Below are 26877 nucleotides of genomic sequence, written 5' to 3'. Positions count from 1 at the left end.
AGAGTAAAATATTTAAAATACAAATTTGTGAGTTTAGAGAAAGAATACGATTATATAATAATTGGAAGTGGTTTTGGTGGTTCTGTAAGTGCTTTACGATTATCTGAAAAAGGATACAAAGTTTTAGTGGTTGAAAAAGGAAAATGGTTTAAAGCTAAAGATTTTCCTAAAACAAACTGGAATTTCAGAAAATGGCTTTGGATGCCAAGGTTGCATTTTTTTGGTATCATGAAATTAACCATATTTAAACACGTGGCAATACTTTCTGGTACTGGTGTTGGTGGTGGTTCTTTGGTATATGCCAATACATTGCCAGTTCCTAAATCAACTTTTTTTAAAACCGGAAGTTGGAGTAAATTAAAAGATTGGGAAACCGAATTAGCACCTTATTATAAAGAAGCATTGCGAATGCTTGGGGCAGCAAAAAATCCGCAATTGTTTGATGGAGATATCGGACTTAAAAAAGTAGCCAAAAAATTAGGGATGGAAGATAAATTTGATGCTCCTAATGTTGCCGTATATTTTGGTGAAGAAAATGTAACGAAAGAAGATCCTTATTTTAATGGTAAAGGTCCAGAAAGAACAGGTTGTAATTTTTGTGGTGCTTGTATGACAGGCTGTAGAAATAACTCTAAAAACACTTTAGATAAAAACTACTTGTACTTAGCTCAAAAATTGGGAGCAAAAATCATAGCAGAAAATGAAGTTTATGATGTTATTCCTGCAACTTTAAGCGATGGTAATACAGGTTATGAAATTGCTATAAAAACCAGCACAAAATTCTTCTCTAAAAAGAGAAAAATTAAAAGTAAAGGGGTTGTTTTTTCAGGCGGTGTATTAGGTACCGTGAAACTTTTACTAAAACTAAAAACAAATTCTTTACCTAATATTTCAGACAGATTAGGGCAAGATATAAGAACAAATAATGAAACTTTAGTGAGTGTTTCTAGCCTCGAAAAAGGCAAGAATTATTCAAAAGGAGTAGCAATCGGTAGTATTTTAGATACTGATGAGAATTCTCACCTAGAAATTGTTAGGTATGCAGAAGGTTCTAATGCTTGGAAGTTTTTACATTTACCATATGTTACAAACACAAATATTTTTGCACGTTTAGTTATGATATTTGTGTCTTTTATAAAATCACCGATTAAATATTTTAAAATTTATTTTACCAATAGTTGGGCTAAAAAAACGGTGGTGCTTCTTTTTATGCAAACTTTAGATAGTACGCTTCGATTTAAAAGAAATATTTTTGGTTCGATGACATCAACAGTTAGTGCTGGTAAAAAACCAACTCCGTTTATTAAGGAGTCTCGCAAGTTGGTAGAAGAATATAGCAAGGCCGTAAATGGCGTAAGCACTTCGTTTGCCTTAGAAACCTTAGCGGGAATTCCGTCAACAGCACATGTTTTGGGTGGTGCGGTAATGAGCGAAAATCCTTCAGAAGGTGTTATCAATAAAAACAATCAAGTTTTTGGTTATGAAAACCTTTATATTATTGATGGATCTATGATTTCGGCAAATCCGGGTGTGAACCCGTCGTTATCAATTACAGCAATTGCTGAGCATGCAATGAATCAAATACGTAAAAAATAAACTATAACATCGAAATTTACTCAATGAAATATTTAATAAAAATTATTAAAATTACTTTAGCTTTTACTTTATTGATTGTTATAGGTATTACTATTTTATATGGGCACCGTGATATTCCTTTAAATGAATTGAAAGAAAAATATGCAAATGAAGCCTCTTCATTTATTTCTGTAAACGGAATGGAAGTTCATTATCGTGATGAAGGAAATAAAAACGATTCTATTCCAATTGTACTTATTCACGGTACAGGAGCAAGTTTACACACTTTTGATGCTTGGACGGATACTTTAAAGAAAACAAAAAGAGTAATAAGAATGGATCTTCCAGCTTACGGATTAACAGGGCCATTTCCAGACCGTACTTATTCGATGGATAATTATACCTACTTTATAACTAGTTTTTTAAAAACCTTAAGTATTAAAAACTGTATGGTAGCAGGTAATTCTTTAGGCGGACAAATAGCATGGAATTTCACGGTAAAAGAACCAGCCATGGTATCTAAATTAATATTAATTGATGCGGCAGGTTATCCTATGAAATCTAAAACGGTTCCCATTGCTTTTAAGATAGCTCAAACACCTATTGTTAATAAATTATTTACGTATGTAACGCCACGTTTTTTAGTGAAATCGAGTGTAGAAAATGTGTATTATAACAAATCTAAAGTAACCGATTCAATGGTTGAAAGGTATTTCGAATTAACCTTAAGAGAAGGAAATCGTCAGGCTTTTGTAGATCGTTTTAATATGAAAACACCTGCAAGTTCGTCTGCTAAAATTAAAACAATCAAGCAACCAACATTGATACTATGGGGAGCAGAAGATTTTTTAATTCCCTTAAAAAATGCGTATCAATTTCAAAAAGACTTACCTAATAATAGTTTAGTAATTTTAAAAGAAGTAGGGCATACCCCAATGGAAGAAAGCCCTATAGAAAGTTTAAAATCGGTACTTAAATTTATAAAAAACGAATAATTAATATTTAACTATATTGTCGATTATTTAAAAAACAAAAAACATTATGAAAAAACTACTTTTTGGCGCCCTTGCCATTACTATTATTTCGTGTAACAACTCAAAACCTGTTGATTATACGTTATTTACAGGAACCATTAAAAACGCAAACAGTGAAAGCATAGCAATTATTAACAGTTCAAATGAAACTGTTAGAGAAATTAAGGTTTCTGATTCAGGATCTTTTTCCGATACTATTTTTAACACAAATGGTTATTATAGTTTTGGCGATGGAAAAGAGAGTTCTGCTATGTATTTAAAGAATGGATACAACATTAATTTAAACATGGATGCTAAACAATTTGATGAAAGCATTGTTTATACAGGTAACGGAAGTGATGTTAATAATTTCTTGGCACAAAAAGTTTTAATAAAAGAAAAAACAGGAATAGAGCCTCAATTATATTCTTTAGAAGAAACTGCTTATCTAGATAAGATGAATGCACAAAAAGAAACATTAGAGAAATCATTAGAAGGTTTAGATGCTGATTTTATAAAAAAAGAAAAATTAAATTTAAAGCATGATCATATAAGTCATTTAATGAAATATGAAATGGCTCATCGTTTTTTTTCAAAAAATACTGATTTTAAAGTTTCTGATTCTTTTCCTAATGTCTTAGAAGGTTTTGATTTTAATAATGAAGAACATTATAAATCTTCTGCAGCCTATAAAGCTATTGTGTCCTATAATTTTAATACCGTTGCTACAGAAAATTCTAAAAAAGAAAAAATTTCTTTCGTAACAGCATCTTTAAAATTAATTAAAGAAAATAAAAGCGAAATCATAAAAAATGACATACTTCGTGTTCTTTCATATGAATTAATGGCGCTTAATGCTAGCTCTGAAGAGTTATATAATGGTATTATGGAGCTTTCTACTGATGAAGCTTTAAAGGACCAAGTAACAAAACAGTTTAATATTATTAAAAAATTAGCGAAAGGAAAAACTTCTCCAGTTTTTGAAAATTATGAAAATAATGCAGGAGGAACAACTTCTTTAGCTGATTTAAAAGGAAAGTATGTGTATATTGATGTATGGGCAACTTGGTGTGGACCATGTAAAGCTGAAATACCGTCTTTAAAGAAAATTGAAAAACAATATCATGATAAAAATATTGAATTTGTAAGTCTTTCAATTGATCTTAAAAAAGATTACGAGGCATGGAAACAAATGATTATAGATAAAGAGCTTGGTGGAATTCAATTAATTGCTGACAATGATTGGAAATCGAAATTTGTTACTGATTATGGCATTCAAGGAATACCCCGTTTTATTTTAGTTGATCCAGCAGGTAATATTGTAAATTCTGATGCACCAAGGCCTTCTGATACAAAACTTGTTGATTTATTTAATGAACTTAAAATTTAAGTATAACCTTAAAAAATTTTAATTTAAGTAATATTCCTAGCAATATAAATGTTAGGAATATTACTTTTTTGTTTTATCAATCAATCAATTGAAATTTAAAAATTAAGACATTTGAACCATTTTCTGATATCAAATTCAGATGCAATGGACAATATGGTTGGTAAAAATCTCCTTACGACCTATGTTTATTAGCTTTGAGCCAAACCAAAGGTTCTGAATAAAAAAAATGTAAATTTTGTAATAGCTTAATGACAGATAAATACGGAATTAAATTAAGTGAACAGCGTTACAAATGTTTGGATTACAAAAGAGTTTTTACTAGAGGTAAAAAATCGATAGATTTTCTTTGGGATGAGTACCCCAAAGAAAAATAAACTTATATATAACTGGCAAGTAGATACGTATGTTCAAAGAGAACTATCCAGCGTAAGCTAGATCTTTATCAAGTAAATAAAACTGAGGTAGTTCTTAAGAAAGTTACTGGCTTGATGGGTAGAACTTATAGGGCAGAAGTTTTGGATTAATATTGTTTAAGGATGCTTAGAGTAAAGAAAACCTTCTTTGGTATTACGTCAAATCAGAAACTAACGCTTTGTACATAAAGGGAATTAATGAACTAAAACCTAAAGGCCTTGATATTGTTGCTGCCGTTTGTGACGGCAGAAAAGGATTAGTTGGTACGTTTAATAATATACCTGTTCAACTCTGTCAATTTCATCAAGTTACTGAAATAAGTAGATATATCGCTAAAAAGCAAAAGATGCAGGTTTTCATTGATCTTAAAATATATGTAGCAATGCTGAGAAATACTGATAAAGAATCATTTGAAGCAGGATTAAAGTTGTATTTAAATTTTAGAGATGGTGGATATGTAAAAATGCGGCAAAATAGGTAGTTAGTATCATATGAAAATATAACCAATAAGTTATCTCAAGCATATTTTGTACTTTATTGCTCTCCGCAATTAACAAATGGAGCTGTTTATAATGACAATTTAGTTATAAAAGAAGTTGATGAAGAGTAAAATATGCCGAATAGTTGGTTTTATGATTCAAAGTAAAGTACTTTTGATTAAAAAGGTAAAAACGCAACATAACTCTAAAACAATGAGCCTTAAAGATCCTTTTGTGTTTTTTACGTTACTGACATGTATAAATATAGTCACATATGTGTTTAACATAGGTATTAGTAAAATATGGAATCATATTTACAAGTACGAAACATTCATCTCTAAAAAAGAATTATTTTTTTCATTGCTAACCTTGGTTTTAAACATTCTTATAGCGATTCCTGGTTTTATATTATGGTCTAAAGAAATAATTATTTTTTCTGCCGATAACTTTTTAGTTTCTTTTATGGGTTTGTTTTTACTAATAGATTTTCTAATGTATTTTTTACATTGGTTTTCTCATAATCTAAGTTACTTAAAAAAAATACATTCAAAACATCACGAGCATTCCGTAAAGTTTAATGCTGTTAGTTTATATTATATGTCTCCTTGGGAATCTATCTTATTTGGTTTATTATTAACTACAATAACCATTTTTTTTTCTTTTAATATTTATAGTTTTATAACTTTTTTAGTTTTTAATTGGTTGTACGGTGTAATTACCCACTTAAATGTTACAAATAAAAAACCGTTGCTTTTAATTTTTACAACCAATACCTTTCATAAAGAACATCATCTATTAAATTATAAAAATTATGGCTTTTATACCGTTTTGTGGGATCGAATGTTTAAAACAGAAAAATAAGCTAAAGGAATAATCATTTCGTTATAAAATGAAATAGTCTCAACTTACTTAAAATCAAAACCTTTATAGGTTTTTTAAATAAAACTTCGTAAATTTGCACTCCTTTTTACAATAACAGATTTATAAAAGGAACGAGAAAATAAAATTCATATAAATTTCTCTTGGCGTTAGTGTTGTTAAGAATCTGGCTAACAAAAAGATACAAAGTATTATTCAGAATGTCTGAAGAAACAAAAACAGTAGCTGCTGAGGCAGTAGTAAATCCAGCAGAATTTTTAGCAACATTTAACTGGCATAAATACGAAGAAGGTATTGATGAAGTTGATGAAACTAAATTACAAGAATTCGAAAAAGCCTTAGAAGGTACAGTAGGATTCGTAAACGAACGTGATGTAATTGAAGGTACCGTTACAAGAATTACTGATAGAGATGCAATTATCGATATCAACTCTAAGTCAGAGGGAGTAATTTCTTTAAACGAATTTCGTTACAACCCAAGTTTAACAGTTGGAGACACTGTAGAAGTATTAGTTGACAAAAGAGAAGATGCTTCTGGTCAATTAGTATTATCTCACAAAAAAGCACGTGTAATTAAAGCATGGGAACGTGTTAATAATGCACATGAAACTGGTGAAATCGTTAACGGTTTTGTTAAGTGTAGAACTCGTGGAGGTATGATCGTTGATGTATTTGGTATTGAAGCATTCTTACCAGGTTCTCAAATTGACGTGAAACCTATTAGAGATTACGATCAGTATGTAGAGAAAACTATGGAATTCAAAGTTGTGAAAATCAACCACGAATTTAAGAACGTAGTAGTATCTCATAAAGCGTTAATCGAAGCAGATTTAGAAGATCAGAAAAAAGAAATCATCGGTCAATTAGAAAAAGGACAAGTATTAGAAGGTGTTGTTAAAAACATTACTTCTTATGGTGTCTTTGTTGATTTAGGTGGTGTTGACGGATTAGTACATATTACTGATTTATCTTGGTCTCGTATCAACCACCCGAACGAGGTTGTTGAATTAGATCAGAAATTAAATGTTGTAATTTTAGACTTTGATGATAACAAATCTAGAATCCAATTAGGTTTAAAACAATTATCTGCTCATCCTTGGGAAGCTTTAAATACTGAATTAGCAGTAGGTGATAAAGTAAAAGGTAAAGTTGTTGTTTTAGCTGATTATGGTGCATTCGTAGAGGTTGAAGAAGGTGTTGAAGGATTAATTCACGTTTCTGAAATGTCTTGGTCTACTCACTTACGTTCTGCGCAAGATTTCGTAAAAGTTGGTGACGAAGTAGAAGCTCAAATCTTAACATTAGATCGTGAAGATCGTAAAATGTCTTTAGGTATGAAGCAATTACACCCAGATCCATGGACAGATATTACAACTAAATATCCTGTAAATTCAACTCATACTGGTACTGTACGTAACTACACTAACTTTGGTGTATTCGTAGAATTAGAAGAGGGAATTGATGGATTAGTGTATATCTCTGATTTATCTTGGACTAAGAAAATTAAGCACCCTTCAGATTTTGTAACTGTTGGTGATAAATTAGAAGTTCAAGTATTAGAATTAGATGTAGAGAACCGTAAGTTAAACTTAGGTCACAAGCAAACTCAAGATAATCCTTGGGATGCTCATGAAGCTACGTATGCAATCGGATCTACTCACGAAGGTTCTATTAAAGAGAAGAATGATAAAGGTGCAACTGTAGTATTTGCAGATGGTATCGAAGCATTTGCTCCAACTCGTTTCTTAGAAAAAGAAGACGGTTCTAAATTAGAAAAAGGTGATGCTGTAAAGTTCATCGTTACTGAATTTAGTAAAGAATACCGTAGAATTGTTGTTTCTCACACTTCTCTTTTCAAGGAAGAAGAAAAGAAAAACATCAAAGCTGCTGCTAAAAAAGCTGCTGACGTAGAAAAAACTACTTTAGGAGATATTGGTGGATTAGCTGAATTAAAAAGAAAAATGGAAGGAAAATAATCTCCTGAAATCATAAATTTTAAAACCGCTACGCAAGTAGCGGTTTTTTTATGCACTTTATGTAACTTATGTTACAGTTAAACCCTCTGCGATGTATCAGTATTTTCTTAAATACTAGTATATTTGTTTAAAAAATAAAAAGAAAGATGACACTTATAAAATCTATATCAGGAATTAGAGGTACAATAGGAGGTAACACCGGTGAAAACCTTACTCCAGTTGATGCTGTTAAATTTGCTGCTGCATACGGAGCATTTATTCAAAAAAGAAATCCGAATGCAAAGGAGATTAAAGTTGTTATAGGAAGAGATGCTCGTATTTCGGGTAAAATGATTAGTAATTTAGTAGCAAATACTTTAGTAGGTTTAGGTATTAATGTAATTGATTTAGGATTGTCTACCACGCCAACCGTTGAAGTTGCTGTTCCGTTAGAAAAAGCAGAAGGAGGAATTATTTTAACCGCTTCTCATAATCCGAAACAATGGAATGCTTTAAAGTTATTGAATGAAAAAGGAGAGTTCTTAAATGGTGCAGATGGAGAAGAAATCTTACGATTAGCAGATAACGAAGATTTTACTTTTGCTGAAGTTGATGATTTAGGTACCTACAAGAAAAATAAAAAATACTTAAAAAAACATATCAAAGAAGTTTTAAAATTGGATTTAGTTGATGTAAAAGCGATTAAAAAAGCCAAGTTTAAAGTTGTTGTTGACGGAGTTAATTCTACCGGAGGAATCTTTATTCCTGCTTTATTAAAAGAATTAGGCGTTAAATGTATAGAATTATACTGTGAGCCAAACGGTCAGTTTCCTCATAATCCAGAGCCTTTAAAAGAAAACTTAACCGATATTTCTAAGCTTGTAGTTAAGAAAAAAGCTGATTTAGGTATTGTAGTTGATCCTGATGTTGATCGTTTAGCATTGATATCAGAAGACGGTTCAATGTTTGGTGAAGAATATACTTTAGTAGCTTGTGCAGATTATGTTTTAGGAAGATTAGGAGGCGGAAATACAGTTTCTAACTTATCATCGTCAAGAGCATTGCGTGATGTTACCGAAAAACATGGCGGAAAATATACTGCATCTGCAGTAGGAGAAGTAAATGTAGTACAAATGATGAAGGATACCGATACTGTTATCGGTGGTGAAGGTAATGGGGGAATTATTTACCCAGCTTCTCATTATGGTCGTGATTCATTAGTTGGTGTTGCATTATTTTTATCGCACTTGGCACATAAGAAAATGTCTTGTAAAGCATTAAGAGATTCGTATCCTAGTTACTTTATGAGTAAAAATAAAATACAATTAACACCTCAAATCGATGTTGATAAAATTTTAGAAACAATGGCTTCTAAATACAAAGACGAAGATGTTAATACAATTGATGGTGTTAAAATTGATTTTGATACCGAATGGGTGCATTTACGTAAATCAAATACCGAACCTATTATTAGAATTTATACCGAAAGTACAAGCCAGGAAAATGCAGATACACTTGCAGAGCGATTTATAACAGAAATAGAACAAATAATAAAATAAAAAAGTACTTTATAAATTGGTTGTTTTAAAGTGTATTTTTTTCTGTAAAATACTATTTTAATAGGAGGGAAGTTTAGACTTTAATAAACAAAAATTTACAAATTAGTTAATATTATAAATCTTTTAGGCTAACTCTTAGTAGAACTCTAATTTTAGACCATAAAAACAATATTAAGATCATGAATTTAGAACAATATTTTGCTAAGTTTAAAAAAAACATTGTTGGTATCAATCAAACATATGTATCTCCTTATGGAGAACAAAAAATGATATATACTGATTGGACGGCCAGTGGTAGATTATACAGACCTATAGAAGAAAAATTACTAAACGAATTCGGCCCATTTGTAGCAAATACACATACCGAAACATCAACTTCAGGGGCCGCTATGACATTAGCGTATCATGAAGCTAGAAATATTATTAAACGTCATGTAAATGCATCAAAAGATGATGTTTTAATTACTGAGGGATCTGGAATGACAGGAGTTGTAAATAAATTCCAACGAATTTTAGGTTTAAAAGTATCTGAAAACTTAAAAGAGCACACTCAAATACCTGAAGAGAAACGACCGATTGTTTTTGTAAGCCATATGGAGCATCATTCTAACCAAACTTCTTGGATAGAAACAATTGCTGATGTTGCTGTTGTACCTTGTAATAATGAAGGTCTTATATGCTTAGAAATGTTTGAAGAAATCATAAAAGAGTATATAGACAGGCCTATAAAAATTGCATCGATTATTGCAGGTTCTAATGTAACAGGTATTAAAACAGATTATCATAAAGTAGCTTCATTAATTCATAAATATGGAGGTTTATGTTTTGTAGATTTTGCTTGTTCGGCACCTTATGTTGATATAAATATGCATCCAGAAAATGAAGATGAATATTTAGATGCTGTTTTCTTTTCTCCTCATAAATTCTTAGGAGGACCAGGAAGCTCGGGAGTGTTGATTTTTAATAGAAAATTATATAAAAACATGGTTCCTGATAATCCAGGTGGTGGAACTGTTAGCTACACCAACCCTTGGGGAGGGCATGATTATTTTGACGATGTTGAAACACGAGAAGATGGCGGAACGCCAGCTTTTTTACAAACGATTAAAATAGCGTTGTCTATTCAGTTAAAAAATCAGATGGGTACTGATAAAATGAAGCAACGAGAGGATGAAATAAATCCTATTATTTTTAATTGCTTAGAAAATTTAGATGGAGTAAAAATTTTAGCGCCTAATACTAAAGATCGATTGAGTATTTTTTCTTTTTATTATGAAAAATACCATTTCAATTTAGTTGTTAAGTTATTAAACGATCGATTCGGAATTCAAACAAGAGGAGGATGTTCTTGTGCGGGTACTTATGGTCACTTTTTATTAAATGTAGATTTAGATAAATCAAACAAAATAAAAGATCAAATATTAGAAGGTTGTAATACTGATAAGCCAGGATGGGTGCGTTTATCTGTACACCCTACAATTACAGATACTGAAATACAGTTTATTTGTAATTCATTAAAAACCTTAACAGAAAACATAGAAGAATGGTCTAAAGACTATAAATACGACATGGTTAAAAACGATTACATCCATGCTACAACCGAGCCTATAGAAAAAGAATTAATTGCAGATTGGTTTACTTTATAATATGAATCTTTTAGACGCTACATTTTTAGAAGAACATTATTCTGAAATTAAAGAAGAAAAAATATCAGGAAGGCATATTACACTTAATGATATTAAGCCTCTTTTTTATGGTTTAGATAAAAATATCGAACATAAAATTATAGGTAAGTCTGAAACAGATAAAGATATTTATCAATTAAAATTGGGTTCCGGTAAAATAAAAATACTTGTATGGAGCCAAATGCATGGTAATGAAAGTACTGGTACCAAAGCAGTATTCGATTTTTTAAACTATATAAAACTACATTCAAACACAAAAATAGCTACTGATATTTTAAGTAGTTGCACTATAAAAATTATACCAATGTTAAATCCTGATGGGGCAGAGGTATATACGCGTGTTAATGCGAACGGAGTTGATTTAAATAGAGATGCAGTTGCTTTGCAGGCTAAAGAAAGTAAGTTGTTAAGCAATATATTAGGTGATTTTAAACCTGATTTTTGTTTTAACTTGCATGACCAGAGAACTATTTTTGGAGTAGAAGGAACAAAAAACCCGGCTACCATTTCTTTTTTAGCTCCGTCTGAAGAAGAAACTCGTAAAATCACCAAAGGTCGTAAAGAAACTATGAATGTTATAGTTTCTATGAATGGCTTACTTCAAAAATTAATTCCGAATTATATTGGTCGTTATACCGATGAGTTTTATCCGACTGCAACAGGAGATAATTTTCAGAAATTAGGACACAATACTATTCTAATAGAAGCAGGCCATTATCCGGAAGATTACGAACGAGAAATCGTAAGAAAATATAATTTCTTTGCTATTTTACAGGGAATTTACCACATTTCAGTGGCTAAAAACTTTAAGAATTATTTAGATTATTTATCTATTCCAAACAATATCAAGAACTTCTATGATGTTATTTATCGATCTAAAAATAATCAAAAAGATGTAGCATATCACTATGCAGAGAAACTAGAAAATGGTAAATTTGCACTGGCTTTAAACAAAGAGAAAGAAGGAGATTTATCGTCTTTTATTGCGCATAAAGAATTCAATATAAAAGACTAAAAACTAAATATTTCTCAGTAAAAGTCTTCTTAAAATAGAAAAAAATTATATTTTAGCACTATTACTTGAATAAAACGAAAAAATGAAAAAGTTTGTATTAGATGAGATTGATCATCAAATTTTAGATATTTTAATTGAAAACGCGCGTACTCCTTTTACTGATATTGCAAAAAAATTGTTAGTATCAGCAGGTACTATTCATGTACGTGTTAAAAAGATGGAAGATGAAGGTATCATCCAAGGTTCAACATTAACATTGAACTATGATAAGATGGGGTATACTTTTATAGCTCATGTTGGTGTATATTTAGAAAAAACATCTATGACACAACATGTTTTAGATAGTTTACGTTTAATACCTAATGTAACGGTTGCCTATGTTACCGCTGGTAAATACAATATTTTTTGTAAGGTAAGAGCTAAAAGCACTAATGATGCAAAAGATATTATTTATAAAATAGATGAAGTTAGTGGTGTAAACCGAACTGAAACTATGATTTCTTTAGAAGAAAGCATTAATGATAAAAAGCGTTTAATGCACGCGATTTTTAAAGAAATTTAAAAAATTATAAGACACCTAAAAAAGGTTGACAATTATGTCAACCTTTTTTTATGTTGTGATTATTTATCTTAAGATTCTACAGTTATTTTAATTTCTAAGGTAAAAATGGGTTTTCTATAAGAGGGTAGAGGCTAGCGCTATTCGGAATGATTTTCTTTATACCATTTTCATTTTTTTTCTTAAATACTCCAATCAAAACGTTTAAAAACAGTCTTCCATTCGTTTGGTAAATCAGCCTTTATTAGTTGTTTTTCGTTAGAAAAAGGATGTATAAACTCTAAAGAATATGCATGTAAGAATAAGTTTTCACAGTTAAAATTATCAATAAACATTACATTATGATTCTTGTCACCATATTTTGGATCACCAATAAGTGGATGGCTAATTTTATTCATGTGAATACGTAATTGGTGTAATCTTCCTGTGGTAGGTTTCATCTCTACTAAGCTATATCGAGAGCTGTCATAGGGTTTTACTGGAATATTAACAATAACATTAGCAACTGTTTTTAAATGTGTTTCAGCCTCTTTATAAACATCAGAATCTCTACCTTTTACAGGGGAATTAATTACTTTACTTTCTGGAGAATGCCCTCTTACAATTCCGTAATATGTTTTTTGAATCTCGTTATTTGTAAATAACTCCTGAAATTTTGATACATATTTGGTTTCTTTGGCTAATAAAATAATGCCTGAAGTTTTTCTGTCTAACCGGTGTATCGGGTAAAATTTATGTCCGAATTGATTGAATAATAATTGCAATAAGGAATCTTCATCAGAAACATTTCGTGAATGATGCGCATGATGCACAACTACATTATTAGGTTTAGAAACACAAAGTATATAGTCGTCTTCAAAAAGAATAGTAAGGCTCATAAAGTTTAATTATTTGTGATTTTTAACTTCGTAAAGTTCAATAATAATAACGATAAAATTCCGCAAATTAAAAAACCTACAAATAAAGGTAGGGTAGTGGTTTTAACATAAGTTCCTATAAATGTAGCAATAGGAACTGCCATAATTGTAGAAACAAAACCATTTATAGCTGCGCCAACTCCGGCAATATGACCTACTGGTTGCATAGCTAATGCTCTTATATTACCAAATAGAAACCCGAGAGAAAAAAACTGTAAAGCAAAAAATGCTAATAATACGTTTATATCCGGATTTTCTTTTCCGTAAAAAAAAATGATATATAATACTGGAATCAATGTGAAAATTACTAAGAAAGTAGCAATGAGTTTAAACATCCCGAATCTCATCACAAAAGTTCCGTTTAAAAATGTAGCAAATCCTACCGAAATGGCTAAGCCTGCAAATATGTAAGGAAATTCATTAGCCAAGTCGTATTGTATTTGAAAAATACGTTGCGAAGCACTTAAATACACCATAAAAGAGCCTGTAATAAAGCCTGATACTAAAGTGAATACAACAGCTTGCTTGTGCTTTAAAAATTCTTTAGCCCCTTCAATAAAAAGACCAATAGATAATTTTGTTCTGTTTTCTTCTTTCAACGTTTCTGGTTGACGCTTCCAAAGCCAAATCATTACTATAAAACCGTATATTAATTGACTGTAAAATATAGATTTCCAACCAAAAGCATCAAGCATTAATTTACCAATAGCAGGAGCTACAACAGGAACTAAAATAAATATGACTACAATAAAAGACATTATTTTGGCCATATAATTACCTTCAAAACTATCTCTTACCATGGCAATACTGATTGTTCTGGGGGCAGATAAACCAATACCTTGTAATATTCTACCAAAAACCATCATTTCTATACTGGTTGCGCTGATACATATAAAACTGGCTAAAACAAAAACTATAAATCCAAAATAGATAACAGGTTTTCTTCCTAAACTATCTGATATTGGTCCAGAAATTAGTTGACCAAATCCCAATCCTAAAAATATCATGGTTATTAATAACTGATTATCGTTAGAGTTTTGAGCTATATTAATACTGATTCCTATTTGTTCTAAAGCGGGTAACAATGCATCTATAGATAATGCAACTAACGACATTAAGGCAGCCATTAAACCAATAAATTCTAATTTTGATTTTTTTTGTTTTTGCATTCGGCAAAAATAGGGAGTTTATTATGAGTACTATTAATTAATAACTCTTTATTATAAAATAATCTATTTAACATAATATTAATTATAGTACAAATAGATAGTAATTTCTGTATAGCCGTTTTTCAGGCTATTTAGCATAATATCAGATATAACGTCTTTAGACTTATATCGACAGATATTATGTTAAAAGAAATTACGGCTCATTAACTTCTAAGTTTATTAGATAGCTATAATGTAGTATTATGTAAAATATCCCAGAAGCATTCGTTTTCATAAGAATAATTGGAACTTGGGTCATTAAACTAATTAAGCGGTTTGCTTCGCAGCGTTTATAAAACATTTGTATCTATAATTAGCCGTTATGTAAAATAGCCGCTACCAAGCGCTCGATTGTTTTATAAAATCAAATTGCTCTAACAATTTATTTTACACACAATTATCCACCGCTTGCCAACGCCAAAATAAAAGCTAACCTTTTTGCTCTTATTAAAAATCGCGTATTCGATAAAAATGTACGTAATAAAAAATTTTAGACGATTCTCGTGGATTGCCACAAGAGTATAAAATTTAAGAAAAATAAATTTTATACTCTTGTTCTATTTAGAACTATTATTGAAGTTTCTTTAGTTTAGCACTTTTAATACTATGTTAAATAGACAATAACATTGTTACTATTAATCTTTCATTATTTTCTTTTTTTCCTTGATGAAAAAAGAAACAAAAAAATCAAGACTTACATATAATTTTGGAAACAATTACGGCTCGTTTCTCTATATTATAGGATAGATTCGAACTTATTAAGTTTGTTTTTAGAAGTGTTTTAAAATTGAGAAACTTAAGATTATGTATTGCTAGCTCCCTAAAATATTACGTTCCACTCCCCTATTGTTTTGCCAAAATTATATTAGGTCGATTATTTTATTAGATCATTCCAAATAAACACTTTATCACCATAAATGTAAAATTCTTCAGCTTCATCACTAGTAGTATCAAGTTTAGAAGTAAGTCTCTTTATCTCATCTAATTCAGCAATGTATGCTGACATTCCATGATGTGGTGAGGTAGAATGAATACTATTCCTGCGTATAAATCTATAAACTCCATAAGTTACGAATTTAGTGAATTTTGTTATTTAAGGAAGTATAAAAAAAGAAAGTTATCGAGAAATTATTAAATAAATTTAAGTTATGTTCCCATTCCATACACATTCCACTACTCTCCTATCGTCGTTTCGTAAAAAGCGTATTCCATTACATTTTTTAAAGAAATATTTGAGAAGAAAAAAATAAAATAAAATTGGAATTTTTAAAGCTTTTACCAAAGCAAAGTGTACATAACGCAGAACATTATAGTACATATTATAATTCATAATTATATAGTATGTAAAATTGCTTTGAAACTGTATTATAAGTTAATTTATCGTACTACAAAGTGCTAATTATAATAAAAAAATTGGTTTAAAAAGTTAAGAATAAAAATTAAACAAGCACTTAAAATCGTTATGATAATTTAAATTCTACTCAAATAGTTTAAAAATTTCTGACATACTTAAAACTAAAAAACTAGCTAAATAACAGCTTTTTGTTGTGCTATTTAGCTAGTTTTAAAAATAAATTCATTCCATATTTTATTCTAACTAAAATGTTTTTTCACATCGAATTCATTTGTTATTAGGCTTAACCACGACGTGAATGTCCCATTGGGCAAACCATTGGAGCCGGCCCATCATCGACTGCTTTTTCAGGAGCCTCCGTTGGTAGTTTAATTGATGGCAGACGTCTGTTTATTGGAATGTCTTTCTCGCGGCGTAATGTGTTAACCTGTATATGTGGCCAAAGTGTTGTACCGCCAGTTGAGCCAAACATGAATTCGAAATCTACAATCTGTTCATACTGTAGCTGTTCGATAATTCCTCCGAACTCTTCATCGTGTACTTCTTCTAGCCACATACGATAGCGCATTCTAGCGACTCTACAGTAACGCTCAACCATCACATTATTAATAATACCACCTTGAACACCTGTATTGTGTAACGAGTCTAGCTCAATCATGTCGTATCTTTTAAATTTTAGTTTTTCGTTGGCATCCGTTAACTTTAAATTCGGTTGCACCGTGAAAGGGAATTTAGCACCAAAATCGTCATAATTAAAAATTTTCTCAAAGTAGGCACGTCCACTGTTAAGCCCTCCATCTTCTTGTGCTTCGCGAGGAAGTTCTGTCCATGCAGGTTTCTTACGAGAGCCTTTTATTAAATCTTTATCAGGATTAATACCCATGGTTGGTGATACCGCTAAATATTGTTGTTCCCAAAGATTTGCAATATGAGGTGCCACGTTTTCTTTAGATTCCGTTATGTTACCTGTTAAGTGAATAGTTGTACCGTGTGGAATTACTCCAGAACGAGAAATTTGATACGGTGGTACGAATTGAGGTCCCAATTCACCTGCCCCCATTACAGGCACTGCACCATCAGTTTTTACGGATTCTTCATCTGATGTGTGCTTGAACATATTCGGCGGATTTTGATAAGGACTTTTCGCGCTCCAAGGCATCTGATGATCGCCTAACCAAAGGTACATTCCGTCCTCAAAATGTTGAAGAAGTCCATCGTTGTCAATAATCGCCGTTTCGTATTTAACAGCAGCGTTAAACTGTTCGTTAGATCCTCCTCGGTTACGAACTGGTGCGTTGACTTGTGTAAACTTTAGCTGTTCAGTGTACTCTTGAGATTTGAAATGGAAAACTCCAAAAACGGTCTCAGAAGAGGTTCCAGGTGAAGGCATTGGCGTAGTGTGCAGTCCTGTCGGACCGTCTTTCCAATTAACCCAAGTACCATTTAGTTTTGATAAGATGCCGAATTGAGCTCCGTCATACGGTCCTTGATTAGGCTCTCCTATCTCCCATTCTTTATAAGGTTTCACCGAAGACTGTTGTGCTTTTTTCATAATAGTTTTGTTTATATTATTAATGTTTTATTTAGGGCAGATAAAAGGGTATTCGGTATCGTCAATTAACTTTTCTATATTAAAAAAATCGTTTAATACCGACTCAGCTGTACAGAAAGCTCCTTCTACCCAAGCTTGATCATTTGAATATGTAGAGCCAACAATAAAAATATTGCTGTCTTTACCTTTTACTAATGACGATGGTTTACGTATTTTTTGTTGTACATCTCCAATATTATAATGCGAATAATAAGCATGATACCCTGCTTTAAATGGTGGTAAAGACCAGTCCATATATTTGGTTTCTAAAGGTTCAGGAATTGATGTATAACCTGCTTGAGATCCAAAATGTAGACTTGCCAATTGCTGACGTAACATTTTTACCATTATTTCAGGCGCTTTACGAGGGCCTTCTAAAGGCTGTGTATTTTTAGATTCGGCTATTTTTTGTTCTTCATTTGGTTCTAACTCTAAGGCTTTCCAGAACGTTGTGTAGCGTATGTCGTCGTAACTTGCTAGAATTCCGTAGATTTTTTTACCTTTTTTATTGTTTGCATTATCTCCAAAATAAACCACCTGTCTAATAGGCATATCTGTTGCACTTGGTCCAATAGTATCTAAATGTGCGATATCGGTAATTTGTTGTTTTTCTTTATAGCTAAAATTTGCTGCTACAATAGTTTCTGCATCATTTAAAAAGGCTGTTTCTGTTGTATAGCTTGTATCTATAATTGATGTAACAGAATTATTATATACCTTATGTTGCTTTTCGGCTTTTAACTTTGCTTGTGCCGCTTCTGAAGCTGCATCTTCTATTGCTTTTATGTATTTGGCAGGAAAACCCTCTTTTATAAGAGCTTTAACACCTTCTTGTGTTAAAAAATAACTATTTAGCTTCGCTGGATATTTGGGAGGTGAAGGAATATCATCTCGCCACCAAGGTGAATCAAAGAACATCCCTATTTTATAAGAAGGTTGCATTAAAACAGAATCTAAATACAATTGTACGCTCTCTTCATTTAAAACATCGAAATCGCCTTGTTTTTTATTCATATAGCGTGTTGCTTGTGCAACTAAATCAATAGCATATCTTCCCATAGCTAAAAATGCTGCATCACACGTTTTTACATCCAACTCTTTATTTGGTTCTTGCCTGCTTGCAGTTGTATAATGAATTACATTTTTATTTTCTAAAATAGAACGTAGTCTTGTATTTGAATGGTATTCGAAACAAATGCCTTTCTCTTCCGCTAATTTTACAATTTCCTGAAAAAGTGTAGAAAAAATACCAGAATAACCTATCGTTAATGTTTTATAAAGCGTGCCTGGTGTAAACTCATTATTTACTTCAAACGATTGTGCAGAATTGCTGTTTACTACATTTGAAGAATAGCCATTACCATCAGCTAAATAACTAAAACCTTCTTGTCCTAAAACATCATAGGCCAAATTCCAATACCCAATATCTTTTAATTTTTGTCCTTTTTTAAAGATAGAATGATCTCCTAAATTTTCTTTAACTCTTCCTTCTTCGTAAAACTTACACCATTCTTTTCGTGTTGGTGGCAATGCGCCTTCACAAACATCAACACCTACAGCTTCAATTTTAGTAAAACCATCATCTGGTCCTGCATCTGCTCCATAATTATTTACATTATATGGCGCAGGGTTTTTAGCATCAATATCAGAGGTATACATGCTTTTTGATCTTAATGATAAAAGCGGATCACTAGCTTCATTAAAAGGAACCGAATATTTTTCTAGCCCAATTTCACTAATGGTTTTAGTAACTAATCGATGTCCAGGGTTATTACCATCATTGGGATTTGGGTTGCTCTTTGTTTTTTTATAATCCCAATCAGAATAACGCATACCACCTAATTCTACATAAGAAGCCTCAGGATTATCTTTATAATGCCAAGTACAAACTCTGGCACCCGCTTCTCTTGTTCCTTTTTCTTCTTTTGAAAATTCATATTTACCCCAGTCGTATAGTTCTAGGGTATCTCCTTTGATTAAAATTTTAGATTTATCTTTTGCATTGGCAGGTTTTCCTTGTAGTAATCTCCATGCTGTGTATAAACCAGCTGCTCCTGCCCCAAAAATTGAATAGGTTTTGTTTTCCATTTTTTATAGTGTTAGTTGTTACAATTCATTATTTGTGGGGTTAAATTTTTCATTTGTCCTGCTAAATCTTTTTCAGGAATAATAACTTCTACTAAAGTGGGCTTGTTCGTTTTAGTAGTTTTAAGTGTTTCTAAAACTTCATTTAATTCTTTTATATTATTTGCTTGATAACCATTTGCTCCATAAGCTTTAGCTAAAGCCATATAATCCCATTTAGGTAAATTGTCAAATTCATCAAATGTACCATCTGGACAAAAAGCATCTACATCTACAAAAACTTGTTCTATCGCATATACTTGATTACTCATTACAAAAATGACGCTATTAACTTCGTATTTTGCTAAGGTTGAAAGCGATTGACAGATCATCATAAATCCGCCATCACCAGCAATAGTCCAAGATTGTTTTTTACTCCCTAATTGCGCTCCTAAAGCAGCACCAGTTTCATAACCAATACATTGCCATGCCGCAGAACTTATGAAACTGTTTTGTTTCATTCCGTAAATATTTGTAGCTACATACATTGCAGAACTCACCCCAAATGTTAGATTAATGTTATCCCACATATTATTATCTTCTATATGTTTAACGGTATGTTCAAAAAAGCGGTTATAAGTAATTACATCTGGCTTGTCATTGTATTTTGGATCTGATGATGAACGCCAAGGTTCAGGGTATTTCGGTTGCTTAGGTGCTTTTTCTTTTAAAGGATACGTTTTACTGTTTTCAAAACGTGCTAATAAAGCTTCCATAAAATCTTTCATAGTAACATCTTTATAGGTATAATAACCAGCTCTAATTTCAGTGGTTGTTGCTAGTACCATATCTGAATATTTATTTTCAATAAACCATAAATAATCATCTGTAATAAGAGTTCCTAATGTTAAAAAACAATCTGACGCTTTCACATAATCTGTAACACTGGTTATAGAAGCTGCATCAGCATATGTACCAATAAATTTATCGCCTGTTTCATCTAACACAGTTTTACCAAGAGATGTTGTGGTATATATAAAGCCACTAGCATCTATTATTTTTTGAAGTAAATCTGATAAATCATGTCGTAAAACTTCTACACCTGCAAAAATAATAGGTTGTTTTGCTGCTGTTAGTTTTTTCCATGCTTGATCTACAGCATTTAGGAGTGCATCTTGTTTACTCTTTTTAACTTTAGGTTGAAGCTTCTTTTTAGAAGGTCGTTTACATGGCTCTCCCCAAACCTCGCTATAACAAGCTATATAAACAGGTTTTTTATGGGTAATGGCAGCTATTAGTAATTTATCAATTTTTTTGGCTGCACCAACAGAGGTGCTTAATGTTTCTGAAGCAACTGTAACGTGCTTATAAATCTCTTGATCTGCATTTAAGTTACCAGTTGAGTGATGGTATAAGACATTATACATGTTTGTAATTTGTCGGTCGTTAGTGCCTGGCGTTGCACTTATTACAACCATTGGACTAGATTCTACATAAGCTCCTGCTACTGCATTTAATGCACTAAAAGTACTTACCCCGTATTGTAATGACACAGCAGACAAACCTCTTGTTCTTCCGTAAGCATCCGCAGCATAAGCGGCATCTAATTCGTTAGACGTTCCTATAGTTTCAATCCCTTTAAATTTTTCTAAAGCTTGTGTGAAATTTTTAACATAATCTCCAGGAATTTGAAATAATTCTGTAACATCAAGTTGTTTTAAGCGCGTTAATAAATAATCAGCCACTGTAAATGTATCGTTCTGCATTGTTTTTAATTTTAGTTTATATAAAAACAACAAAGTTGCATGCCACTTGTTAACTATAATTTTTAAAGCTAAGTTTTATAATGTGTCACTAAAACAATTTATTATTGCTTCTTTTTTTTGTTATTCTTACCATCAAAATATTTAATGGCATAGAAATTTATATATAAAAAAAGCTGTTTTTTAAAAAAAGGTCATAAACGTTATAATATTGCACATAAGGAACTTGAATTCGGCATGAAATATATAAAATAACCACTATTTTGATATTAGGTAACAAGTAAACAGGGTTCTTTGTAAGCACATTAGCACTTCACCTATACACATCTGATAAAATTATGAATGCAGCAAATCATTTAGGTAAAGCCTATTTGATTAAAATTGTTAAAGAATTTTTTTTAGAAAAAATTAAATAACTATGTAGGATGTTTAAGAGGCTTTTAACCAAAACGAAGTAACCCATCAACTTCATTAAGGGTAAACTACACGCAGAAAACTATAGTAAAAATTTTATCATATTAAGTTTTACTATTGAAATGGTGTTTGTAGACTGTTCTCCCATATGGAGTTTATGAAAAATAGTAGAATTATACAATTACGGTTTTTACCCAAGCAAGGCTTATGTTATATAACGTAAAACATTTAAAACAAAAATAAATGACTGAATACCTTTTTTAGGTAATATCAGATTGATTTTAATAATACAATCTAAAATCAAGTAACTTACAGAGACTATAATGTTTTTGATGTAATTCTTCTACAACATCTAACATATTATCGTCTTCTTTAAATAAGTTAAAGAATGCTTTATCGAGATTTGAACTAGACACCCCATTAAATTCATGGCCATAACCAGAAATACCTTTTGCGCCAGTGATATCTAAAAAATATTGTGCTTCTTCTTCGTCTAAATCTAAAATTTTTGCATTTGAAAAATGTAAAATCTTTCCATTTAAGCTACCTTCAAAAATCTCTGCAATTTCTTGTAGACTATAGTAATAATCATTTAAACAAATACTATTTGCTTCACCAGCCATAACTAAGTAGATTATTTCGTAATCTTTAAAATTATGATCATCTAAAACTAATGCATTTAAGCTAGTTTCAAGACCTTCAATAGTGTCGCATTTTTTATAAATACTTGCTATTCCGTATTGCAAGGTCAATTCCTTTATGTTTTTTTGAGCTTCAGTAATTTTGTTTGTTTCTATATTGTCAACCCCTTCCAAACAGTATACAAAATAATCTGCATCTATAAATTGTTCTTGGGGTAATTGTTCGTTTTTCTTTAACAAATTTCAGGTTTTATAAAAGATAAATAAGGAACAAAATTAGTCTAACTTTTTTATTTTTTATGTGATTTTATAAAAAACACAAGGCAAATATAATATTTAATAAAAATGCTAAATAGTAACTTTATTTAAGAATAAACTTTACTGCCTCTTCAATTTGAACTTGAGCCATATCTAATAGGTTTTTGTTGTCTTTAGGCTTCAAAATAGATAATTCGGTGCAAGATAATATTACAGGGGTATGAGATGAATATTTTTTTATTATTCGATGATATTTTTTAATAATTTCAATCGATTCTGTTTTGTAATAAATTTGTTTTCTAACAGTATCTATAAACAACATATCTTCTTCAGTTGGAAGTAATACTTTTATTCCGTTTTCTAAAAATTGATTTTTTATATACGACGCATTCATGCTAAAATACGACCCGAACACTACAACTTTATTCCAATTATTTTCTTTAATTTTTTCTATACTTAAATGAAGAGGATGCAATACATTTTTAGTGATTTTTAATCTATCTATAGTTTCGTGAAGCGTAATATTGGGAATTAATAAATGCGTTGTATTAAGTATTTCCAACTCTTTTATATAATCATTTACAAGGGTATCTAACTTTTCAGAAACTCTAGGTAACAAAGAATTAATACTATTAAAATCTGCGTTTAATAATAGAAAAGGACAGGTACTGAAGGCGCCTTTGTCTATGTTATATAAACGATTTAATTCGCTTACATAAAATAAAGTAGAACGACTTCCAAGTCCTAATATAGCTAGCTTTGTATGTGGCATTTTAATGTCTTGTTAATATGTAATCAGCAAAATAAGTTTTACTATCTAGTATTTTAGTGTCTAGCATAAAATTTGTATTAACAATAAGTTTTTCAATTAAAGTATCGTTATATTTTCTTGAAATTTCTGTGTGAATTTTTTCGCCAGCTTCAAAACTATAAGAAGTTTTAAGAGCATTTATAGTAACCGTTTGTTTTATTGTACTAACAATATAACTTTTGGCAATACCTTCATCTTCGCTATATTCCGGTTGATGTTCAAAATTTTCAAGATTAAAATCTGCATTTAATTCTTCATTAATTCGATGTAATAAATTAAGATTGAATTTAGCCGTGATTCCTTTAGTATCATTATAAGCAGGTAAAACAATTTCTTTCGATTTTATTAAATCGACACCTAATAACAATTTATCTCCAGGGTTTAAATTGGCACCTAAATTATAAATAAATTGTGCAGCCTTTTTATCTTCCATATTACCAATGTTAGAGCCTAAAAACAAAATAACTTTCGGTTTATTACTGTGCTTTAAAGATTCTAAAACTTCAAAATAATCACCTTGTTGGGTTTTTACAGAAACATTGGGTAATGTTTTTGAAAGATCTCTTTTTAGAAGGTTTAATGCATTTATAGAAATATCAATTGGAAGATAATCAAACTTAAAAAGCTGTTTATCTAATGCGCTTAAAAGCTTCTTGGTTTTTAAACCATCACCTGCGCCAAGCTCAATCAATTCGAAATGCGTATTTGTATATAATTTCAAATCGTTTATGATATCTTCTGTTTTATTTTGAAATATATCTAATTCGCTTCGTGTTAAATAATATTCAGGAAGATTCATTATCTCTACAAAAAGAGCATCACCAATTTTATTGTAAAAATATTTAGATGGCAATGTTTTAGGTATAGTATCTAATCCTTTTTTTACTTCTTTTTTAAATGTTTCAATCATCTATTTCACTAATCTAATTCCGGTGAATTGCCACCTTTCTGTTGGGTTAAAAAAATTACGATATGTTGTTCTGCTGTGGTTTTTAGAGGTTGCAACAGATGCTCCACGAAGCACCATTTTGTTACTCATAAACTTTCCGTTATACTCACCTACTGCCCCATTCTCTTTCTGAAAATTAGGATAAGGTAAATACGCATTATTTGTCCATTCCCATCGTGTTCCCCAATCTAATTGTTTAGCTGCAATTTCCCATTCAAATTCAGTTGGTAAACGCATACCTTTCCATTCAGCAAAAGCATTGGCTTCGTAAAAATTAATATGACTTAAAATAGCTTTTTTATCTATTTTTTGCAATCCTGCTAATGTATAATTGTGCCACTCACCTTTTATTTTGTGCCAATACATTGGCGCATTTATCTGGTTTTTATTTACCCAAGCCCAACCTTCATCTAACCATAGATTAAAATCAGAATAGGCGCCAGATTCCATAAACTCTAAATAGTCGCCATTGGTAACTAAATGATTATTTATTTCGAAATCATTTACATATACTTGATGAACTCCTAACTCATTGTCATAACAAAAATCGGTTCCTTGGTAACCGATTTGATATAAACCAGCTTTAATTTTGATGTTTTCTGTAGTAAAATTGTTATCATTTATTAGATTAGACTCTTGATGATAAACAGGAAAAATAATATTATGCCCAAGCATGTACTTTACATCTGTAATTAATAATTCTTGATGTTGTTGCTCGTGATTTAAACCTAATGTTATTAAATCTAGTATTTTTTCATCAGAAGTAAAATTTAAGAAATCTTGCATTTTAGAATCTACATACGTTCTATACTCAAATACTTTATCAGTACTTGGGCGAGACATGTTACCTCTATTTGTTTGCAAAATTCTATTACCTACATTGTTGTAATAACTGTTAAATAGAAAATTAAAATCAGTATGAAATTCCACATAATTCTGCATGTGATTTTTAAGAATAAAAGTTTCAAAAAACCAAGTAGTATGTGCTAAATGCCATTTTGCTGGGCTAGCAAATGACACCACTTGAATGGAATAATCTTCTATTTTTAAAGGTTTACAAATAGTTTCTGTTTGTAAACGTATCTCTTTAAATATTTTTATAATTTCTTTATTCAAAAGTGGTTTTTTTAAGTGTTGTACTGACTTATAGCTTCTTTAAAAAAAAGAACCACATCGTTTTCTTTTAAATTGGTTTGTGCTAGAATGGCACTATCCCTAATGAACTATCTAAAATATTAAAACCTAAATTAGTGTGCTATCGTCTACTTTTTTTTCTAAGAAACTAATTGCTGCTGTTGCTAAATATTGTGCAGCCAAATGCATTTCTTTTTTCATTTTTTAGAATTACTTAAGTCGATTCTTTTTTTTAATAATTACAAATTTAAAACAGCTAAAAATCAAATGATTTTATATAACTAGCTATTTAAAGCTTTACTTTTTTTTCTAAATTTAATGAAATTATTTTGGAGCTATAAAAAATGTAACCTATTTTTCGATAGAATCTTTAATTAGAACTTAATACATGGTGTTATTATTCTTAGAAGTATCTGGTATTTGCTGAATACTATCCCAATGCTCTACAATTTTTCCACTATCATCAAACCTGAAAAAATCCATAGTAATATATTAATCGTTATTTGGCCAAATTTGATGTGTATGTAAAGCTACTAAATCATCTTCAGTAACACTTCTTACAAAATTTATAGATTTTACTGGATATTCTTTTTGCATGCGATTAAAATAATCTATAAATTGCTGTGGACCATCTGCAACCATTGGGTTGTGTTGCTTGTAATCCTCGCCAACATACAATTCTACAGCTTTTGTTGGGTTACCTTCATAAGCCATTTTATAAAAAGCAATGGCGTTTTTTTTATTTTCTGATATATCTAAAGGTTTAGTTTTTAAGTTTTAATTCAGCTAATTTTTTTCTAATTTTCTGCTTTTAGCTTAAATTTTTCCATAGCCTTTTTTAGCTGACCAACTTTTTTTAAAACAGCTTCATCTTGCAGTGCTTGGTAAGTTGTTTCGCCTTTTACTTCTTTTATTTTAGATTTGCTACCACATGTTGGGCAACTTGCTACTTGGCTCATATAAATATGTATTATAAATTTATTACCATACAAAGTTGTAGATATCTGATGTTTTTTTACAGATATATATGAGTGTAAAAGTGGTAAATATGAAACCTATACTACTAAATATATTGTTTTTTGAATTGATTTGGGGTAAATTCTGTATGCTTTTTAAAGTATTTAACAAAATTAATAGGCTCATCAAAACCTAAAGAGTAAGCTAATTCGGTGCTTTTAATTTCAGAGTTAATTAATAATCGTTTCGCTTCTAAAACAACAAATTCATCAATAAACTGTTTAGTTGTTATA

At 30.7% G+C, this 26877-nt stretch carries 20 protein-coding genes and 3 pseudogenes; 11 read left to right on the top strand and 12 right to left on the bottom strand.

The features are described from left to right. Positions 1-27: 27 nt before the first annotated feature. The 11 genes and pseudogenes from ACQ629_RS01880 to ACQ629_RS01830 all read left to right on the top strand — a co-directional run bounded on the left by ACQ629_RS01880 (position 28) and on the right by ACQ629_RS01830 (position 12526). On the top strand, positions 28-1596 hold the full coding sequence (locus tag ACQ629_RS01880) for a GMC oxidoreductase (protein WP_483706263.1): 1569 nt from the start codon (positions 28-30) through the stop codon (positions 1594-1596). A 23-nt stretch (positions 1597-1619) separates the two neighbouring features. Then, positions 1620-2570 (top strand): alpha/beta fold hydrolase, encoded by a 951-nt coding sequence (locus tag ACQ629_RS01875; protein ID WP_483706262.1) that lies wholly within the window; start codon positions 1620-1622, stop codon positions 2568-2570. Between the two features lie 46 nt (positions 2571-2616). Then, positions 2617-3978, top strand: coding sequence for a TlpA family protein disulfide reductase (locus ACQ629_RS01870; RefSeq protein ID WP_483706261.1), 1362 nt, complete (start codon positions 2617-2619; stop codon positions 3976-3978). A gap of 239 nt (positions 3979-4217) precedes the next feature. Beyond that, positions 4218-4352, top strand: a pseudogene (locus ACQ629_RS01865) (hypothetical protein); the annotation flags it as partial. A 212-nt stretch (positions 4353-4564) separates the two neighbouring features. Continuing rightward, positions 4565-4873: pseudogene (locus tag ACQ629_RS01860) on the top strand (transposase); the annotation flags it as partial. 118 nt (positions 4874-4991) lie between these two features. Then, positions 4992-5732, top strand: a complete 741-nt coding sequence (locus ACQ629_RS01855) for a sterol desaturase family protein (RefSeq protein WP_483706260.1) — start codon at positions 4992-4994, stop codon at positions 5730-5732. A 218-nt stretch (positions 5733-5950) separates the two neighbouring features. Continuing rightward, a complete protein-coding gene (gene rpsA, locus ACQ629_RS01850) occupies positions 5951-7726 on the top strand; it encodes a 30S ribosomal protein S1 (RefSeq protein ID WP_483706259.1) in 1776 nt (591 codons plus the stop codon). A 146-nt stretch (positions 7727-7872) separates the two neighbouring features. After that, complete coding sequence (glmM, locus tag ACQ629_RS01845; protein ID WP_483706258.1) at positions 7873-9264, top strand: phosphoglucosamine mutase; 1392 nt, start codon at positions 7873-7875, stop codon at positions 9262-9264. A 179-nt stretch (positions 9265-9443) separates the two neighbouring features. Then, positions 9444-10910, top strand: coding sequence for an aminotransferase class V-fold PLP-dependent enzyme (locus tag ACQ629_RS01840; protein WP_483706257.1), 1467 nt, complete (start codon positions 9444-9446; stop codon positions 10908-10910). 1 nt (position 10911) lies between these two features. Then, positions 10912-11964: a M14 family metallopeptidase gene (locus ACQ629_RS01835; RefSeq protein WP_483706256.1), complete on the top strand. Its 1053-nt coding sequence runs from the start codon at positions 10912-10914 to the stop codon at positions 11962-11964. 82 nt (positions 11965-12046) lie between these two features. Further along, positions 12047-12526, top strand: coding sequence for an Lrp/AsnC family transcriptional regulator (locus tag ACQ629_RS01830; protein ID WP_483706255.1), 480 nt, complete (start codon positions 12047-12049; stop codon positions 12524-12526). A gap of 179 nt (positions 12527-12705) precedes the next feature. Here ACQ629_RS01830 and ACQ629_RS01825 read toward each other — a convergent pair whose 3' ends face one another. From ACQ629_RS01825 to ACQ629_RS01770, 12 genes and pseudogenes are all read right to left on the bottom strand, one after another. Continuing rightward, the gene (locus ACQ629_RS01825) at positions 12706-13401 is read right to left on the bottom strand and encodes a pseudouridine synthase (RefSeq protein WP_483706254.1); all 696 of its coding nucleotides are present in this window, start codon (positions 13399-13401) and stop codon (positions 12706-12708) included. 5 nt (positions 13402-13406) lie between these two features. Continuing rightward, positions 13407-14609 carry a multidrug effflux MFS transporter gene (locus ACQ629_RS01820; RefSeq protein WP_483706253.1) on the bottom strand — a complete coding sequence of 401 codons (1203 nt, stop codon included), beginning with the start codon at positions 14607-14609 and terminating at the stop codon, positions 13407-13409. Positions 14610-16285: 1676 nt separating this feature from the next. Continuing rightward, entirely contained in the window at positions 16286-17554 is a 1269-nt protein-coding gene (locus ACQ629_RS01815) for a peroxidase, FMP-type (protein WP_483706252.1), read from the bottom strand. A 27-nt stretch (positions 17555-17581) separates the two neighbouring features. After that, positions 17582-19681, bottom strand: coding sequence for a flavin monoamine oxidase family protein (locus ACQ629_RS01810; protein ID WP_483706251.1), 2100 nt, complete (start codon positions 19679-19681; stop codon positions 17582-17584). 11 nt (positions 19682-19692) lie between these two features. Continuing rightward, positions 19693-21423, bottom strand: coding sequence for an alpha-keto acid decarboxylase family protein (locus tag ACQ629_RS01805; protein ID WP_483706250.1), 1731 nt, complete (start codon positions 21421-21423; stop codon positions 19693-19695). A 692-nt stretch (positions 21424-22115) separates the two neighbouring features. Beyond that, entirely contained in the window at positions 22116-22715 is a 600-nt protein-coding gene (locus ACQ629_RS01800; protein WP_483706249.1) for a DUF6642 family protein, read from the bottom strand. A gap of 121 nt (positions 22716-22836) precedes the next feature. After that, positions 22837-23505, bottom strand: a complete 669-nt coding sequence (locus ACQ629_RS01795) for an aspartate/glutamate racemase family protein (protein WP_483706248.1) — start codon at positions 23503-23505, stop codon at positions 22837-22839. Position 23506: 1 nt separating this feature from the next. Continuing rightward, positions 23507-24454, bottom strand: a complete 948-nt coding sequence (locus ACQ629_RS01790; protein ID WP_483706247.1) for an L-histidine N(alpha)-methyltransferase — start codon at positions 24452-24454, stop codon at positions 23507-23509. Then, positions 24455-25609 carry an ergothioneine biosynthesis protein EgtB gene (egtB, locus tag ACQ629_RS01785; RefSeq protein ID WP_483706246.1) on the bottom strand — a complete coding sequence of 385 codons (1155 nt, stop codon included), beginning with the start codon at positions 25607-25609 and terminating at the stop codon, positions 24455-24457. A 399-nt stretch (positions 25610-26008) separates the two neighbouring features. Further along, positions 26009-26341: pseudogene (locus ACQ629_RS01780) on the bottom strand (nuclear transport factor 2 family protein). An 83-nt stretch (positions 26342-26424) separates the two neighbouring features. Beyond that, positions 26425-26586, bottom strand: a complete 162-nt coding sequence (locus tag ACQ629_RS01775; RefSeq protein WP_483706245.1) for a hypothetical protein — start codon at positions 26584-26586, stop codon at positions 26425-26427. A gap of 104 nt (positions 26587-26690) precedes the next feature. Next, positions 26691-26858, bottom strand: a complete 168-nt coding sequence (locus ACQ629_RS01770; protein WP_483707144.1) for a helix-turn-helix domain-containing protein — start codon at positions 26856-26858, stop codon at positions 26691-26693. Positions 26859-26877 lie beyond the last annotated feature (19 nt).

This window comes from Tenacibaculum sp. SM2510 (genome assembly GCF_057002845.1).
This window is presented reverse-complemented; position numbering and strand designations above follow the sequence as displayed.